Below are 16284 nucleotides of genomic sequence, written 5' to 3' on the forward strand. Positions count from 1 at the left end.
CGACCTACCGACAAGCCGCTGGATTGATCGCAGGGCTGGCTTTAAATCACGACCGTTTCTTGGCTGCGCGAAGCGACGCAAGGTCAGCCACGGCAGTGAGGATGGCCGCCTCGCTTGTTGGTTTTGCCACGAATTTGCAGTTTCGAAACGGGACAGGAACATCACGCTCCCCAAATCCCGTCACGAACGCGAACGGAGTGCCGCGAGCCAGCAAGACTTCCGCGACCGGCAGGCTCGTTTCGCCGTTGAGCTGAATATCCAGCAACGCCACATCGACCTTGTCCGCGTCGACAAGTTGAAGCGCGGCGGCAACGGACGAAACAGGGCCGACCACGGGATAGCCCGCTGCAAGCAAGTCAGACGCGACGTCCTCCGCGATCAGCCACTCGTCCTCGACCACCAGAACGTGCGGTCTGTCGCTCATGGCGCGTCCTTATGGTTTGCCGAAAAAGCGATCTGAACCTCGAGACCGTCCTTGCGGAAGGAGGTCTCGACATCGCCGCCGAGCCTGTAGCCGATTTCCCCCTTCAACAGGTTCAGCCCAAAGCCATTGTTCAACGGCTCCCTGACGGGAGGCCCGTCCTTTTCGCGCCAGCCAAGCGTGAAATTGTCGCCATCCATCGCCCATTTGACGCCGATCCTGCCTCGGGGCTTGGACAAGGCGCCATACTTGGCCGCATTGGTGGCCAGTTCATGAATGGCCATGCTGAGGGAAAGCCCTTGTTGCGGGCCGAGTTTAACGTCGTCGCCATCGAGTTCGATCCGTTCGATGCCGAACGGTTCGAGTTCCTGGTGGAGCAATTCCTTGACCGAAGCCTCTTTCCACCTCTCGCGGGTCAGCACTCCGTAGGCCCGGGACATGGCGTGCAGCCGACCGATCAACGCGTCCGCGAACTCTTCCTTCGTATCGGAACTGTCCCGCATGCGGTTGGCGATGCTGGCGATCACCGCCAGCATATTCTTGACGCGATGGTTGAGCTCCGAGATGAGCACCTGCTGATGCTCTTCCGCCCGCGCCAGGGTGGTAACATCGACCAGTGTCACCACGACGCCCTGTATCCTGTTGCCCTTGTCCCGATAGGGGTTGATGCGGACCATGTGAAACAGGCCCCTGGAATCACGCGCAAGATGGTGGTTCAGGGTCTCGCCTGTCTCGAACACCTTGTCGATGTGCTGCTTCAACTCGGGATAATCGAGTTGGCTCGACAGATCCGTCAACGGCCGGCCGACATCGGAGGGGCGCAGGCTGAAGAAGGACGAGGCCGCCGGCGTGAAGGTCCGCACCACAAGACTGCGGTCGAGGAAAATGGTCGCGATATCGGTGCTTTCGAACAGGTTCCGCAGATCGCTGTTGGCGTGATCGAGCTCTTCTATCTTGCTGGTCAACTCCGCGTTGATCGTGTTGAGCTCTTCATTAAGTGACTGCATCTCTTCCTTGGAGGCTTCAAGTTCCTCATTGGTGGATTGCGCCTCTTCATTGACGGAGACGAGTTCCTCGTTCGAGGATTTCACCTCTTCGAGGGCCGTCTCGTATTCCTCTATGGTGGATTGAAGACGTTCTCTTGTGTCGCGCAGCTCCCGCTCGAGATCGGCGGTGCTGTCGCTGTCACGACTGCCGCCGTCCTCATCGGATCGGGCCTGCGTCGGTCCCGACGGCTCGAAGAGCACAAGGTAAAGCGGCTCTCCATTGCCCCTCTCGGCGAGCGGCTCGATCGTCAGCCTGATCGGTTGCACGCGTTCGTCGTCTTCCTCGACGGCGAGGTTGTCCCGCACGACCGTGCGGCGTGTCGTCGTCGCCTCCCTCAATGCGGCGCGCAGGTCCAGCCGAAGCCCGCGACGCGCCATCGTCAGCAACTGGCGGCTGGGGATACCTTGCGGCGCTTCGAGGTATCTGCCGGTCCTCGCCGAATAGTAGACGACGTCGCCTTCGGCATTGACGAGGACATGCGGCGGCGCGAACCGCTCCAGCACCTGCGCCTCGACAGCCTGGCGCAGCGGATAGCCGACCGTTCCCTTCTTCAAGCCAGTGGTTTCGGCGGGAAAGACGCCGGAATGGGCATCGCCGATCAGGGCCGGCAGCCTGATGTGCGGCGAGGCATGTTCACGTGCCTGGAAGAGCCGATGTTTCTTGTCGACGGTGGCAAACAGATTTTCGTGCTGCCCGACGCTTTCAGAGGTGCCGAGGAAAAGATAACCACCGGGTTTCAGCGAATAGTGGAAGACAGGAAGCACGCGGCTTTGAATGGCTGGACCGAAATAGATCAGCAGGTTGCGGCACGAAACCAGATCCATGCGCGAGAAGGGCGGATCGCGAATGACGCTATGTGGCGAGAAGATGCACAGTTCGCGGATTTCGTTGCTGATGACGTAGCTTTCGCCATCGCCGTTGAAAAACCGCTGTTTGCGTTCCGGGGAAAGACCTTGCATCAGCGCTTCGGGATAGCGTGCCGCGCGCGCCACCGCCAGCGCCGGCTCGTCGATGTCGGTGGCGAATATCTGGACGCGCGGAACGGCAGAAAGCGTTTCCATGTGTTCACGCAGCAGGATGCCGATGGAGAACACCTCTTCGCCGGTGGCGCAGCCGGGAACCCAGACCCTGACGGTATCGCTCGCGGTCTTGCCGTCGAAGAGCCGCGGGATGATCTTTTGTTCCAGCAATTCGAAGGCGTCGGGATCGCGGAAGAAGTTGGTGACATTGATCAGCAGATCGCGAAACAGGTTCATCACCTCGCGAGGGTCCTTCTTCAACCAGTCGATATAGGCGCCGATGGACTGAATCTGGGCGATCTGCATGCGCCGCTTGATCCGGCGCAGGAATGTTTTGGTTTTATAGCCTGAAAAGTCATGACCGGAGTGGCTGCGCAAAATCCCGTATATCTGTTCGCGGACCTGATCTATGTCGGCCGTATGGACGTCCTCTTCGTTCGTCAGCCCGTCCAGCGCGTCGAAGCCGCGGGCATAAGCCTCCAGCTTCGCCCCAATCTCCTCGGCCGGCACGGCGACGTCGATGAGCCCGCTGGCAATGGCGCTCTGCGGCATGTCGGGATTGCGTGGACCGTAGCCGTCAGCCGCTTGCGCAACGGTCAGCCCGCCCCGCTCCTTGATGGCCTTGGCGCCCAAGGTTCCATCGGAATCACCCCCCGAAAGGATCACGCCGACGGCGTATTCGCCCTGGTCCTCGGCCAGTGCGCTGAAGAAGATGTCGATGGGTTTGCGCTCTTGGGTAAGCCCATTGGGCCGCCGCAGGTGCAGCATGCCATTCTCGATGACGAGAGTGACGTTTTCGGGCATCACATAGACGCGGTCCGGTTCAACAGCCACGCCGTCCTCGACCACCACGACAGGCATCTCGGTGTAGCGGTCGATAACCTCATGCAGCAGGCTGTTGCGCTTGGGACTGAGATGCGTGATGATCACGAACGCCATGCCGGGCTGACTGGTGATGCCCTTGAACAGCCCTTCCATCGCGGGAATGCCACCCGCGGACGCGCCGACGCCGACGATGGGGAACTTGATTGATCGGGCTGTCACGGCACGTCCCCCTTTCGCCCGACCCGACATGACTCCTTCAAGGCCGGTTCGGACAGGACATAACCATATAGCGCGCGGGCAGAATGGAACAAGACAGCACGGATGACGTTGAACCCGACATCCGTGGTGGTTCAATGACGAAACGCTCTGCTGGCCTGAAGCTCCTGGCACCAATGGCGCCGGGGGCGCCTCAATCAATCGAATATCTCGATGCAGGGCCCGTCCCGGACCGCATGCTGGTGCTTGCGAAACGATTGCAGGCAGCGCTGGATGACAGAAACTGGGGAACAACTTCTCTGCATCCTAAACTCCGTTCGAAGAAGGGATGACGACGTGCGCGATCTGCGGGGCCTGCACATTCTGATTGTCGAAGACGAATGGTCGATGGCCGGAGATCTTGCGCGGTTTTTCAGCAATATGGGCGCCATCATCCTTGGCCCCGCGGCAACCGTCGAGCAGGCTTCCGAACACACCGATCAGGCCGAAGCTGCAATCCTGGACGTCAATCTCAACGGCCGACGCGTGTTTCCCATCGCGGACAAGTTGATGCGCCGGGGCATCCCGTTCGTGTTCTTCAGCGGCGACAACGACATCGCCATTCCCGAGCATCTTCGCTACGCCAGCAATTTGCGAAAATCCTCGGGCAGCAAAGCCGTGTTCAATGCCCTTTTTCCAGCGCAGGCGTCGGAACGAGCTGGCATCACCGTGCCCCCTCCGCCAGACGACGTCTTCGCGCTTTTGCCCAAACTGCGGCTCGCGGCGCGTCTTTTGCTGGGAGATGTCAACGCATCCGACCGGCTGGTCGAGAGGACACTCGAGCAAGCGATCCGGAACGTCGACCACAGGCGGCTTGGCCAGTCGACCGAAAACTGGCTCAACGACATCATGCGAGAGGTGGTGAAGGACCGCGGCGCAAAGCTGATGCATTGAATTTTGTCCTCGGAGCCCGAGCTAAGTCGCTTCCCTTGGGGGTTGCGATCGTCCGTCATCCGCAACTCCCGTGTTTCAGGTGCCTGATCTTGCCGGATCGCCTTTCTGGCTCAGCGCCCGAAGCAATGAGGCCATAGATTGTTCCAGCGAATTTCGAGATTTTCTGGGGTCCGGCAGGACCGGCTGCCAGGCCAGCCTTCTCAGCCCTTGCGATCGCGCTCGACGAATTTGTTGAAGCGGCTGGCTTTTCCGTCGCTGGTCTTGGCCTGATACAGGAACGCCAGATCATTCTCGTCGAATATCCGGAAGAACTCGTCCCAATCGATGGGCTCGAATGCTTCCTCGGGCTCGCCGAAGTCGATCCGCAGGATGCCCCCCTCGCCCTTGGTGCGAACCACCGCCGGGCGACCCTGCCGCTCCTCGGCCCATTTGCGAATTTCGTCGTGATTGGTGGTCGTCTGGGACTGCGACATTGAAATCTCCTTGATCATCGGCCCCGCCCTGTCGGCGTCACGGCGGCTGTCGAGCGTCCTAACAGCACACCGGCGGCAATGTTCCAGCGTCAAGGGCTGACGGCGGTGTCTTGCTTCGCACGAAGGTCTGGAAGGGAACTTTGTTGAACCAGAGGGAACAAACCTTTTGCCGAGAAGTTCGGGGCGCCGAAGTCACTCGTCTGAGGAGTCGTCGTGAAACGCATATTGGTTACAGGAGGCTGCGGCTTCATCGGTCGCCACGTCACACAAGAACTCATCGCCCAGGATTATTCGGTTCGCATTCTCGACGCCCTGCTGGAGCAGGTGCATGCGGGCGAAGCGATCGCGCTTCCTGCCGGAGCCGAACTGATCAAGGGCGACATCCGCGACCGCGAGGCCGTCGCCCAGGCGCTGGAAGGCGTCGACGCTGTCATTCACCTGGCGTCGGAAGTGGGCGTCGGACAATCGATGTACGAGATCGCGCGCTATGTCGGCACCAACGACCTCGGCACGGCGACGCTGCTCGAGGCGTTGATCAAACACCCGGTCGAGCGGATCGTCGTCGCCTCCTCGATGAGCGTCTATGGCGAGGGCCTTTATGCCACGCCCGACGGCCGGCGCATCGACAATGCCCGGCGCAAGCCAAGCGACATCAAAAGCGGACAGTGGGATCCGCTGTCGCCGGAAGGCGAACCCCTTTCGCCGCTGCCGACAGACGAAGAAAAGCCGGTTGATCTCGCCTCGATCTACGCGCTGACGAAATACGCCCAGGAGCGCGCCGTGCTGATCTTCGGCGAAGCGTACGGCATCGATGCGGTCGCGCTGCGCCTGTTCAATGTTTTCGGTGCCGGCCAGGCACTATCAAATCCCTATACCGGCGTGCTGGCCAACTTCGCTTCACGTCTCGCCAATGGCCAACGGCCGATGATCTTCGAGGATGGCGAACAGAAGCGCGATTTCGTTCATGTGCAGGACGTCGCCCGCGCCTTTCGCCTTGCGCTGCAGCAACGTCAGGCAAAGGGCCACGTCATCAACATCGGCAGCGGCCGGGCCTATGCGATCAGCGAAGTCGCGCGATTGCTGGCAGAGGCCATGGGAACCCCGAACCGCTCGCCCGAGCTGCTCGGCAAGGCGCGCTCCGGCGATATACGCAACTGCTTCGCCGATATTTCCAAGGCACGTGAGTTGCTCGGCTTCGAACCGGGCCGCCAATTGGAGAATTCTCTCGGCGATTTCGTCTCCTGGGTGCGCAATACGGTGGCCGTCGACCGCGGCGCCGAAATGAAGCGCGAGCTCGAAGAGCGTGGGTTGGTGTCATGAGCCCGGGCGCACGCAACCGTCGCGAAGCGCCGGTCGCCGTCGTCGGCGGCAGCGGCTTCATAGGATCGAACCTGGCAGACAGCCTGTTGTCGGATGGCGAGCCGGTGCTGGTGGTCGACAATCTCAGCCGTCCCGGCGTCGAACAGAACCTTGAATGGCTGGCCCAGAAGCACGGCGGCCGCCTTACCGTCGAGACCATCGATGTGCGGGACGCCAATGCCCTGGCGCCGGTTCTGATGAGATCCAGGGCGATCTTCCATCTGGCCGCGCAGACGGCCGTCACCACGAGCCTGGTCCGGCCGGACGAGGATTTCGACATCAACCTTCGGGGAACGTTCAACGTGCTGGAAGCGGCGCGACTGAGCGGTGAGCGCATCCCGGTGGTTTTCGCCAGCACCAACAAGGTCTATGGCAGCCTTCCCGATGTCGCGGTTCGCGAGGACGGCGACCGCTACATACCTTGCGACAGCGCCATCCAGGCCAGCGGCATCGATGAGGCCCGCGGCCTGGATTTCTGCACACCCTATGGCTGCTCCAAGGGCGCGGCGGACCAGTATGTACTCGATTATGCCAAATCCTACGGCATGCCGACGGCGGTGCTGCGGATGAGCTGCATCTACGGACCGCGCCAGTTTGGAACCGAGGACCAGGGCTGGGTGGCGCATTTCCTGCTCAGCGCCCTGACGGGACGGCAAATCACCATCTATGGTGACGGCAGGCAGGTGCGCGACATCCTGCACGTCTCCGATGCGGTCGCCGCCTACAGGGCCGTTCTGGACCGGATCGAGACGGCCAGGGGCCAGGCATTCAATCTTGGCGGCGGACCAGAAAATGCGCTCAGCCTGCGTATGCTGTTGAGCGAGATTGAGGGCCTGACCGGCCGTGAGCTTTCGATCCGCCACGATGGGGAACGGACCGGCGATCAGCCCTTCTTCGTCGCCGATACCCGCAAGATCGAGGCCGCGCTTGGCTGGAAGGCGCAGGTCACGTGGCGCGAGGGCATTCGCGATCTTGCCGACTGGCTGCGGCGCCACCGGCTCGAGCCTCACCCCGAAGCCGTGAGGTACGTCGCATGAGAATAGCCCTGGTCAACCCCTCCTGGACGTATGACGACAGCATCTATTTCGGCTGCCGCCAACCGCATCTGCCGCTGGAACTCGGCTATTCGAAAGCCATGCTCGAAGCGGCCGGCCATGAGGTGCTGCTGCTGGATGGGCAGTTACAGAAGCTCGACAATTCCGGGCTCTGCGAACGCGTGGCTGAGTTCGCGCCGGCGATGACGGTCGTCAGCACCGCGCCGACTTATCTGTTCTGGCGCTGCGCACCGCCGGAGTTGCGCGTGCCGGCCGATTTCCTCAATCGTCTCGCCGGGCGTGGCGGACGCACCGTCGCGGTCGGGCCGCATGGCTCGGCGACGCCGGCGCCGACGCTGCGCAAGCTTGGCGTCGACATTGTCGTGCGCGGCGAATGCGAGGAAGTCGTCGCTGAACTTGCCCGGCGCGACGATTGGGGCGCGGTGCACTCGACCGCTTATCTGCGGGACGCCAGTCTGGTTTCGAACGGCGGCGTTCACGTCAGTTCCTTTGTCGATCATCCGCCGCTTGAATGGCCATCCGACTGGATCGCCGCCCATTCGCATCACCATCACAGGTTCGATGACCAACAGCATGGGTTCGGCGCCGAGGTCGAGGCGTCACGCGGCTGTCCCTACAATTGCAGCTTCTGCGCCAAGATCGACTTCCGCGATGCCTATCGCCGCCGGAACCACGAAGCGGTGGTGACCGAAATCGATCGACTGATTGCCCAAGGCGTCGGCTATATCTACTTCATCGACGAAATTTTCCTGCCGCAAAAAGCGTTGCTGGAGGCGTTGGTCGAGCGCGATGTGAAATTCGGCGTACAGACCCGCATCGATCTATGGAAACCCGAGCTGCTGGAATTGCTGGGCGCGGCAGGCTGCGTCTCCATCGAAGCCGGCCTCGAAAGCCTGACGGTGGAAGGGCGGGCGATGCTCGCGAAGCGCTGCCGGCTGGGCACCGAGGAACTGGCCGCGCTGCTGGTCAAGGCCAGACGCCACGTTCCCTTCGTCCAGGCCAATCTCATCGGCGTCGTCGAGGACGATCCTGCCCTTGTCGATTACTGGCGAGCCCATCTGATCGACAAGGGCGTGTGGGCCAATGAACCCGTACCGCTTTATCCCTATCCGAGTTCGCCCAGCTATCGCGAGCTTTGGGGCGAACCCGACGATCTCGCCTGGGAGCGCGCCCATGATCACTACCTCGCCTCGTTCCAGAAGTTCAGCGACATCCAGGAAAAGCGCCCGCGTCCGCTGGCGGAGCTGGAGGCGGCATGTTGCGGACACTAAGGCCGCGCAAGCGCCGCATCCTGATGACCGTCGACGCCATGGGCGGGGTGTGGCGCTATGCGCTTGATCTCGGCCGGGAACTGGTCAACGGCGGCGACAGCATCGTGTTCGCCGGCCTCGGACCGCAACCATCCAGGCAACAGGCCGAAGAGGCGCGGTCCTTCGCGACGCTGATCTGGCTGAACACGCCGCTGGATTGGATGACCCACGAAGCCGGCGATCTCGACGGTTTGCCTGGGGAATTGCGTGCGCCGATGCGTGACCACGCCATCGACGTCGTCCATCTCAACGCGCCGACGCAGGCGGTGGAATTGGATGCGCCCTGCCCTGTCATAGCGGTCTCGCATTCATGCGTGACGACATGGTTCCACTCCGTCAGGGGACAGGCGTTGGACGGCGTATGGACCTGGCAGAAAGAGCGCAACAAGCGCGGCTTCGACAGGGCCGACGCCGTCATCGCGCCGAGCCGCAGCCATGCCGAGTTGCTCGAGACCTGCTATGGCCCGGTCGCACGCCTGCACGTCGTCGGAAATGGGGCGCGGCCGGTCCCGAAGGCCGAAAACCGCCAGCCGCTGGTCTTCGCCGCCGCCCGTTGGTGGGACCAGGGAAAGAACGTGATGGCGGTCGACCAGGCCGCCTCGTTGACGCAATGGCCCATCTTTGCAGCCGGTTCGATTCACGGCCCAAACGGCGAGCGTGCCACCATCAACCACGCCGTTTCTCTCGGGGCGCTGCCGTATGACGAGGTGCGCTCCTTGATGGCCCGCGCCGGCATTTTTGTATCGCCGTCGCTCTACGAACCGTTCGGTCTGGCGGCGCTGGAAGCGGCTATGTCGGCAACGCCCCTGGTGCTCTCGGACATCTCGACCTATCGCGAGATATGGGACGGTGCCGCGATGTTCTTCGACGCGCGCGACCCGCACGATCTCGCCGCCTGCGTCAATCGTCTTTCCAGCGATGCCGGGCATAGGCGAGAGCTCGGCCAGGCCGCCCTTCGCCGAAGCCGCAGGTACACGCTGGCGAGGCAGGCCGCGGCCATGCGCGATGTCTACGAAAAGACGGCGCTAGCCGTGGCGGAGCGCTGATCATGCGCTTCTTGTTCTACACCCACTCGCTCGTCTCCGACTGGAACCACGGCAATGCCCATTTCCTTCGCGGCGTCATGCGCGATCTGGTGGCGCGCCGGCATCAGGCCATCGCTCTGGAGCCGGCGGACGGCTGGAGCCGGTCAAACCTGCTGGCCGAGAAGGGATCCTTCGCGATCGAACGCTTCCGCATGGATTTCCCCGAATTGATGCCGGTGACCTATGATGCCGGGTTCGACCACGACGCCTGGATCGCCGAGGCCGACGTGGTGATCGTCCACGAATGGACCGACCCGGAGCTTGTCGCTCGAGTCGGCCGTGCCCGGGCCGATGGCGGCAACTTCATCCTTCTGTTTCACGACACCCATCACCGGGCCGTGTCGGCCACCGAGGCAATCTCGGCGCTCCATCTGGAGCATTATGACGGCGTTCTCGCCTTTGGCGAAGCGTTGCGCGAGAGCTATCTGCGCGCCGGCTGGGGCAAGCGTGTCTTCACCTGGCATGAAGCGGCGGACGATCGCCTGTTCATGCCGCACCCGGAAATCCACGCCACGTCCAATCTGGTCTGGATCGGAAACTGGGGCGACGACGAGCGGACCGCCGAACTCAGGGAGTTCCTGATCGAACCGGTGCGCGATCTCGGCCTTGAGGCCACTGTTCACGGTGTCCGCTATCCCAAGCCGGCTCTTGCCGATCTGGCCGCCGCCGGTCTGCGCTACGAAGGGTGGATCGCCAATGCCGACGTGCCGAAGGCCTTTGCCACGCACCGTCTCACGGTGCACATCCCACGGCGCCCCTATCGTGAAAGATTGCCTGGAATTCCGACGATCCGCATGTTCGAGGCACTCGCCTGCGGCATCCCCCTGATTTCAGCACCGTGGTCCGATGTCGAGCGGCTTTTCAGGCCCGGCGTTGACTTCCTGTTTGCCGAGAATGGCTCGCAAATGCGGCAACACCTACAGGCGGTGCTGGCCGATGCCGATTTCGCGGCCTCCCTGGTGGCCTCGGGTCTTGAGACCATCCGCTCGCGGCACACCTGTCGTCACCGCGTCGACGAATTGTTCGACGTGCTCTGGCAATGCACGAATCTGCACACCGCCGACCCGACCGCCGCAAAGGAAGCCGCCGAATGAAGATCGCATTCTATGGATCGAGCCTTTTGTCGTCCTACTGGAACGGTGCCGCGACCTATTACCGTGGATTGCTGAAGGCGCTTTCGCAACTGGGCTATGAAATCACCTTCTATGAGCCTGACGTCTATGACCGGCAGAAAAACCGCGACATCGAGGCGCCGGACTGGTGCTCCGTCGTCGTCTATGAGGCGACCCGGCACGCGCTGATGCAGGTGGCGGAGCGGGCCGCCGAGGCCGATATCGTCGTCAAGGCGAGTGGTGTCGGCTTCGAGGATGAGGCGCTGCTGCGCGCCGTGCTCGACCACGCCCGCGGCGACGCGCTCACCGTATTCTGGGACGTCGACGCGCCGGCCACGCTCGCCCGGTTGCGCGACGAGCCGGACCACCCGCTCCATCGTGCGCTGCAAGAAATAGACCTTGTGTTGACCTATGGCGGCGGCGATCCCGTCGTCTGGGCCTATCGTGCCATGGGCGCGAACGAGTGCGTGCCCATCTACAATGCGCTCGATCCCGAAACGCACCACCCGGTCGCCGGCAATGCGCGTTTTGCCTGCGATCTGGCGTTCCTCGGAAACAGGCTGCCGGATCGTGAAGCCCGTGTCGGATCGTTCTTCCTCGATCCTGCGAGCCAGCTGCCGGAACAACGTTTCCTGCTTGGCGGATCGGGCTGGGGCGACAAGCCGCTCCCCGCCAATGTCGGCTGGCTCGGCCATGTCGGTACCCGCGACCACAACGCCTTCAATGTCACGCCAAAGGCCGTCTTGAACATCAGCCGCGACAGCATGGCCGCGAACGGTTTTTCACCGGCCACGCGTGTCTTCGAGGCGGCCGGTGCCGGCGCCTGCCTGATCACCGATGCCTGGTTGGGCGTCGAGCTGTTCCTGAAACCCGGCGAGGAAATCCTTGTGGCGCGCGACGGCGATGATGTCGCCGAAATCATGCAGGCGCTTACACCCCGTCGGGCAAAGGCAATCGGCCAGGCCGCGCTTCGCCGTGTTCTCGCCGACCATACCTACGCACTGCGCGCGGCCATGACCGATGCAGTCTTCAAACGCCATTTGACGCAGGGGACCGTGGAGGCGGCCGAATGACCAAGCAGTTGGACATCGTCTTTCTCGGCCTGTCGCTGTCCTCGTCGTGGGGAAACGGCCACGCCACCACTTTTCGAGGTCTGCTGAAAGGTCTTCACGAACTCGGCCATCGCGTGACTTTCCTGGAGCGCGATGTGCCGTGGTACGCCAATCACCGCGATTTGCGCGATCCGGACTTCTGCGCCTTGCGCTACTACGAAACCGTACCGGAGCTTCAGCGCGACCATGCACGGTGCCTGGAGCAGGCCGATATCGTGGTCATCGGCTCCTTCGTGCCGGAAGGGCGGGCGGTTATCGACATCGTCGCTTCACTTTGCAAAGGACAACTCTGCTTTTACGACATCGACACGCCGGTGACCCTGGCAAAGCTGTCGGCGGATGATTGCGACTATCTGAGCTGGCGCCAGATCCCCTACTTCGACATCTATTTTTCTTTCGCCGGCGGCCCGGTGCTTAACGATCTGGCGCAGACCTTCGGCGCACGCCGCGCCGAGCCGCTCTACTGTTCGGTCGATCCGGAACGGCATCACCGCACCGCCGACCCGGTCCGCTGGGATCTCGGCTATCTCGGCACCTATAGCGGGGACCGGCAAGCCACGCTCAACGCGCTCCTGCTCGAGCCTGCACGGCGCATGCCGGACCGCCGTTTCGTCGTCGCCGGCTCACAATATCCCTCCGACATCGATTGGCCCGACAATGTCGAGCGCATCGAACATCTGCCGCCGGCCGGTCACGCCGCGTTCTACAGCCGCCAACGCTACACGCTGAACGTCACCCGCCGTTCAATGATTGCAGCGGGATGGTCGCCCAGCGTGCGCCTTTTCGAAGCAGCCGCTTGCGGCACGCCGATCATCAGCGACCGCTGGCCAGGCCTCGACAGTTTCTTTCCCGCATCGACGATCCACACGGCCAAGAGGCCGGACGATGTCGTCGTCATTCTTTCCCGGGAATCGGCTCGTACACGTCTCGCCATGGCCGACCGGGCACGCGAACTCGTCCTTGCGTCCCATACCGGTGTGGCCAGGGCTCGCAAATTCATCACGGCGCTTACGCAAAAGGAGGCGGAGGTCCTCGACCTCGACATCGGAAGTGCAGCATGACTGGCAGACAGGAGAAAATCGCGATGCGACGAACAAAAAAGGCGCAAAGGGCAAGGACGGTGCTTGTCGCCGGTGGCGCGGGCTTCCTCGGTTCGCATCTTTGCGAAGCATTGTTACGCGATGGCTGGCGCGTGATCTGCGCCGACAACTTTCTCACCGGTCGCATGGAGAACATCAGCGCGATCATGGACAAGCCGGGGTTCCGGTTGATCGAGCAGGATATCTGCCGTCCATTGGAGCTTGGTGAGCCGGTGGATCGCATCTTCAACCTGGCATGCGCCGCCTCGCCGCCGCGTTACCAGGCCGATCCGATCCACACCACGCGAACCTGTGTCATCGGAACATTGAATCTGCTCGAACTCGCCGCCCGCAACGATGCCCGATTGCTGCAGGCCTCCACGAGCGAAGTATACGGCGATCCGGAGCAACATCCGCAGAGGGAAGATTACGTCGGCCATGTGAACTGCACCGGCCCACGCGCCTGCTACGACGAGGGCAAGCGCACCGCCGAAACACTTTGCTTCGACTATCTGAGAGCCGCCAAGGCCGACGTTCGTGTCGCACGTATCTTCAACACCTACGGGCCGAGGATGGATCCAGCGGACGGCCGCATCGTCTCGAACCTGATCATGCAGGCGCTCGAGAAGCGCCCGCTGACGATCTTCGGCGACGGCTTGCAGACACGATCTTTCTGCTACGTCTCCGATTTGATCGACGGGCTGATGCGTCTGATGGATTTCGATGCCAATCCGGGCAAGCCGATCAATCTGGGCAATCCCGGAGAGTTCACCATCATGCGGCTGGCGGCATTGGTGAAGGCGATGACCGGCACCAAATCGGAGATGACGTTTCTGCCGCTGCCGCAGGACGATCCTCGACGCAGGCAGCCCGACATCTCGCGCGCGAAAGCGCTGCTCGGCTGGATGCCAAGAGTGCCTCTCAACGAGGGGCTCGCCCGGACGATCGGCTATTTCGCGAGCCTCGAAGGCGTTCCGGTCGGCAACCAAATAGCAGGTCGCGCCCCGAGGGCGAGGTCCACATCAGGCGGGCTGCAGAACCTCCCTGTCTGATGCTGGACCGCAGCCACCCCTTCGCGGTCGATTCCGGCGGAACATCCGCTCAAGCTTGTGGTTTGGCGAGAGGACCAGATATGGAGGACATCCTCATGCGACCCAAGCGATCCGCACCGGATATCGACAAGATGGCGGAACAGGAGACGGCCGCCTATTTGCGGCGAGCCTCGATCACCTATCTGGAGTGCTGCGTCAGCCTGATGATGACCCACCTGCAGCGGGAAGAAGTGGCCAGTATTCTCGAGCAGGAAGCCGACATGCTGCGAAGCCTGGATTGAGGGGAACTGTCACGCCCTGGCCTTGTCCAGGAACCGTGTCAGTCCTGCCTCATATCGGTTGGCTGTCCCTGCCAGCCTTGCTCGTTCCCGTCCGTCCTCGGATTGAGCGGCCATGCTCCACAGCCCCAGCTGAAACGCCAGGTAGCAAGGTTGGAAATACTCGACGAGCCCGACGTCAATGCGGTCACCCATGCCGCCGATCAACGACGCCGCCTCGCCTTCGGACAAACCATATTCGACGCGGGCGCCGGCAATGTCCCATTCTATCGGCTGGCAGCCGATCAGATCGTGTCCCCGGCAATGGTCGACGGCATCCGCCTTGACCAGCGTGCCGTCTGCACCGATCAGAAACTCCCAGGGGTGAAGCCTGCCGTCGATTTCGACGCGTTCCAGTACCTGCGGGACAGCCTGTTTCGAGAACCAGTTCCACAGTTTCGCCGCCTGGTTTTCGCCCAAAGCCTCGGAAGCGTTGTGAACGGCCATCTCCGCGAGGGCGGGCAATGAAGCACCCGGTTCGCGGGTTCGCAGATTGGTCGCTCGCCAGGCCAGATAGCGCGTGAACTCCGCGACAAGTCTTTGTCTGGGCAGCGGCAGCTGATCCAGCGTGGTGCCGTCAGCCCACCGTTCAACCAGGAAACCGTGGCAGAGTCCGGCGACTTGCGACCCGAATCCGGCCTGATGCAACATCGTCGCGGCCCGCATCTTGCGCTGCCCGGTTTCGCCGAGGCCAACAAACTTGACGAGCCAGCGATCTGGACCTGCGGACGCCAGGAACTTTCGCCGCTCGGTGCCGCGAGTGCTCGGTGGCCAGCGCTTTTGGTCGGCATAGTGAAGGGTTCGCCACGCGCCGCCGGATATTTCGGTCAAACGCAATTCCGGACTGCCGACCGCCTCGGCTACCCAATCGCGCAGCGTTGGAATTTTCGAGCTTTCGGGAAAGGTGCGTTCAAACGTCATCGCCACATGTTTGAGGCAGCGCATCCATGTCTCCCGGACGTCCTGCGACGCTTCTGCGCCCGGATCGCCCGAATGGCTGGGGAACAGGTGAATGCGGCTCCTATCGATACCCAGGTCCCGCAGCCACGTGACGACGGCGTGGATAGAACTTCCCGACAGGCCGGGACCTTCGTCGACGACAGCGAACCGAGCCGACGGCTCGTTCCTCCAGGCAGCGACCAACCGCGGATCGGCATTGACCCGCCGATCGAAAGGATGGCCGATCGGACGCAGGCTGATCGGCGGCGGCGCACCGATGGCGGCGGCCACCATGGCCGCAAGCCCCAAGCCGATACTGCGGATGCCGATCACACATGTGTTCGCGTCGAGACCTGATTCCTGTGCCGCGCCCAGATAGCTCTCGGGATAAAGCGCATAATGCGCGTAACCCTCGGCCGAACCAGTCAAAACCTCTGCCTTGCAATTGAGCGCCGCCAGCAATTGGAGCAGTCGCGGATCGATGCCACCGCCTAAGGCGAAACCGCTTCGCCACGACTTCGCCACCTCTGCCGCAAGCCCGACCAGCAACTCGGCGCCTTGCCGTTGCGAAGGCGAATTGGTGTCGACGCCCAGGACCTTGAAGTCGACATCGGCGAGCCCCTGAACCAATTCCGACACGCTGATGAATAGCCCGACCAATGCAGCATGGCGCCGGATGCCGCGAGACATCCGATCGAGGCTTTGGGCCAGTTCGATCGCTGCCTCTTGAAGTTGTGGTGCGTTCTCGGTCCGCTTGTGGTCGCCGTAGACGATCATCGATCGATTTCCAATGCTTGCCGTGCGGGCAACGCGGCGGGTGCAGCTTCGATCCATGCCGTCTCGCGCAATTTTTCGAGCGACCAAGGAACATTCCGGCACGGTGGTGGTTCGGCGCAAGGAACTTACCTTTGAACAGCATAGGGCGGCAGT

At 62.4% G+C, this 16284-nt stretch carries 14 protein-coding genes; 10 read left to right on the plus strand and 4 right to left on the minus strand.

Features of this window, described 5'->3' with window-relative positions; translation table 11 throughout:
* Positions 1-46: 46 nt before the first annotated feature.
* Positions 47-424, minus strand: a complete 378-nt coding sequence (locus O7B34_RS28020; RefSeq protein WP_337149063.1) for a response regulator — start codon at positions 422-424, stop codon at positions 47-49.
* A complete protein-coding gene (locus O7B34_RS28025; protein ID WP_337149064.1) occupies positions 421-3561 on the minus strand; it encodes a CheR family methyltransferase in 3141 nt (1046 codons plus the stop codon). Before O7B34_RS28025 ends, O7B34_RS28020 begins: the two co-directional genes overlap by 4 nt.
* A gap of 180 nt (positions 3562-3741) precedes the next feature.
* Between O7B34_RS28025 and O7B34_RS28030 the strand changes: the two genes are divergently transcribed.
* A complete protein-coding gene (locus tag O7B34_RS28030) occupies positions 3742-4461 on the plus strand; it encodes a response regulator (RefSeq protein ID WP_337149065.1) in 720 nt (239 codons plus the stop codon).
* 200 nt (positions 4462-4661) lie between these two features.
* Here the strand turns inward: O7B34_RS28030 and O7B34_RS28035 are convergent, their stop codons facing one another.
* Positions 4662-4934: a hypothetical protein gene (locus O7B34_RS28035; protein ID WP_027144343.1), complete on the minus strand. Its 273-nt coding sequence runs from the start codon at positions 4932-4934 to the stop codon at positions 4662-4664.
* 213 nt (positions 4935-5147) lie between these two features.
* On the opposite strand from O7B34_RS28035, the gene O7B34_RS28040 reads away from it, so the two are divergent.
* The 9 genes from O7B34_RS28040 to O7B34_RS28080 all read left to right on the plus strand — a co-directional run bounded on the left by O7B34_RS28040 (position 5148) and on the right by O7B34_RS28080 (position 14379).
* Positions 5148-6254: an NAD-dependent epimerase/dehydratase family protein gene (locus O7B34_RS28040; protein WP_337149067.1), complete on the plus strand. Its 1107-nt coding sequence runs from the start codon at positions 5148-5150 to the stop codon at positions 6252-6254.
* On the plus strand, positions 6251-7330 hold the full coding sequence (locus O7B34_RS28045) for a GDP-mannose 4,6-dehydratase (protein ID WP_337149068.1): 1080 nt from the start codon (positions 6251-6253) through the stop codon (positions 7328-7330). Before O7B34_RS28040 ends, O7B34_RS28045 begins: the two co-directional genes overlap by 4 nt.
* A complete protein-coding gene (locus tag O7B34_RS28050; RefSeq protein ID WP_337149069.1) occupies positions 7327-8619 on the plus strand; it encodes a TIGR04295 family B12-binding domain-containing radical SAM protein in 1293 nt (430 codons plus the stop codon). The genes O7B34_RS28045 and O7B34_RS28050 overlap by 4 nt, the downstream gene beginning before the upstream one ends.
* The gene (locus tag O7B34_RS28055; RefSeq protein WP_337149070.1) at positions 8604-9704 is read left to right on the plus strand and encodes a glycosyltransferase family 4 protein; all 1101 of its coding nucleotides are present in this window, start codon (positions 8604-8606) and stop codon (positions 9702-9704) included. Before O7B34_RS28050 ends, O7B34_RS28055 begins: the two co-directional genes overlap by 16 nt.
* A gap of 2 nt (positions 9705-9706) precedes the next feature.
* Positions 9707-10837, plus strand: coding sequence for a CgeB family protein (locus tag O7B34_RS28060; RefSeq protein ID WP_337149071.1), 1131 nt, complete (start codon positions 9707-9709; stop codon positions 10835-10837).
* On the plus strand, positions 10834-11928 hold the full coding sequence (locus O7B34_RS28065) for a CgeB family protein (protein ID WP_337149072.1): 1095 nt from the start codon (positions 10834-10836) through the stop codon (positions 11926-11928). The genes O7B34_RS28060 and O7B34_RS28065 overlap by 4 nt, the downstream gene beginning before the upstream one ends.
* Positions 11925-13028 (plus strand): CgeB family protein, encoded by a 1104-nt coding sequence (locus O7B34_RS28070; RefSeq protein WP_337149073.1) that lies wholly within the window; start codon positions 11925-11927, stop codon positions 13026-13028. The genes O7B34_RS28065 and O7B34_RS28070 overlap by 4 nt, the downstream gene beginning before the upstream one ends.
* 23 nt (positions 13029-13051) lie before the next feature.
* Positions 13052-14098, plus strand: coding sequence for a UDP-glucuronic acid decarboxylase family protein (locus tag O7B34_RS28075; protein WP_337149074.1), 1047 nt, complete (start codon positions 13052-13054; stop codon positions 14096-14098).
* A gap of 80 nt (positions 14099-14178) precedes the next feature.
* The gene (locus O7B34_RS28080) at positions 14179-14379 is read left to right on the plus strand and encodes a hypothetical protein (protein ID WP_032935364.1); all 201 of its coding nucleotides are present in this window, start codon (positions 14179-14181) and stop codon (positions 14377-14379) included.
* Positions 14380-14388: 9 nt separating this feature from the next.
* On the opposite strand, the gene O7B34_RS28085 is transcribed toward O7B34_RS28080, so the two are convergent.
* Positions 14389-16131, minus strand: a complete 1743-nt coding sequence (locus O7B34_RS28085) for a hypothetical protein (RefSeq protein WP_337149075.1) — start codon at positions 16129-16131, stop codon at positions 14389-14391.
* Positions 16132-16284 lie beyond the last annotated feature (153 nt).

Origin of the sequence: Mesorhizobium sp. Cs1299R1N3, assembly GCF_037179625.1 — a bacterium.
GTDB classification, from domain to species: domain Bacteria; phylum Pseudomonadota; class Alphaproteobacteria; order Rhizobiales; family Rhizobiaceae; genus Mesorhizobium; species Mesorhizobium salmacidum.

Coding starts and splice junctions, on each gene's coding strand:
- O7B34_RS28020 (WP_337149063.1), bottom strand. CDS start 424: ATGAGCGACAGACCGCACGTTCTGGTGGTCGAGGACGAGTGGCTGATC.
- O7B34_RS28025 (WP_337149064.1), bottom strand. CDS start 3,561: ATGTCGGGTCGGGCGAAAGGGGGACGTGCCGTGACAGCCCGATCAATC.
- O7B34_RS28030 (WP_337149065.1), top strand. CDS start 3,742: ATGCAGGGCCCGTCCCGGACCGCATGCTGGTGCTTGCGAAACGATTGC.
- O7B34_RS28035 (WP_027144343.1), bottom strand. CDS start 4,934: ATGTCGCAGTCCCAGACGACCACCAATCACGACGAAATTCGCAAATGG.
- O7B34_RS28045 (WP_337149068.1), top strand. CDS start 6,251: ATGAGCCCGGGCGCACGCAACCGTCGCGAAGCGCCGGTCGCCGTCGTC.
- O7B34_RS28050 (WP_337149069.1), top strand. CDS start 7,327: ATGAGAATAGCCCTGGTCAACCCCTCCTGGACGTATGACGACAGCATC.
- O7B34_RS28055 (WP_337149070.1), top strand. CDS start 8,604: ATGTTGCGGACACTAAGGCCGCGCAAGCGCCGCATCCTGATGACCGTC.
- O7B34_RS28060 (WP_337149071.1), top strand. CDS start 9,707: ATGCGCTTCTTGTTCTACACCCACTCGCTCGTCTCCGACTGGAACCAC.
- O7B34_RS28065 (WP_337149072.1), top strand. CDS start 10,834: ATGAAGATCGCATTCTATGGATCGAGCCTTTTGTCGTCCTACTGGAAC.
- O7B34_RS28070 (WP_337149073.1), top strand. CDS start 11,925: ATGACCAAGCAGTTGGACATCGTCTTTCTCGGCCTGTCGCTGTCCTCG.
- O7B34_RS28075 (WP_337149074.1), top strand. CDS start 13,052: ATGCGACGAACAAAAAAGGCGCAAAGGGCAAGGACGGTGCTTGTCGCC.
- O7B34_RS28080 (WP_032935364.1), top strand. CDS start 14,179: ATGGAGGACATCCTCATGCGACCCAAGCGATCCGCACCGGATATCGAC.
- O7B34_RS28085 (WP_337149075.1), bottom strand. CDS start 16,131: ATGATCGTCTACGGCGACCACAAGCGGACCGAGAACGCACCACAACTT.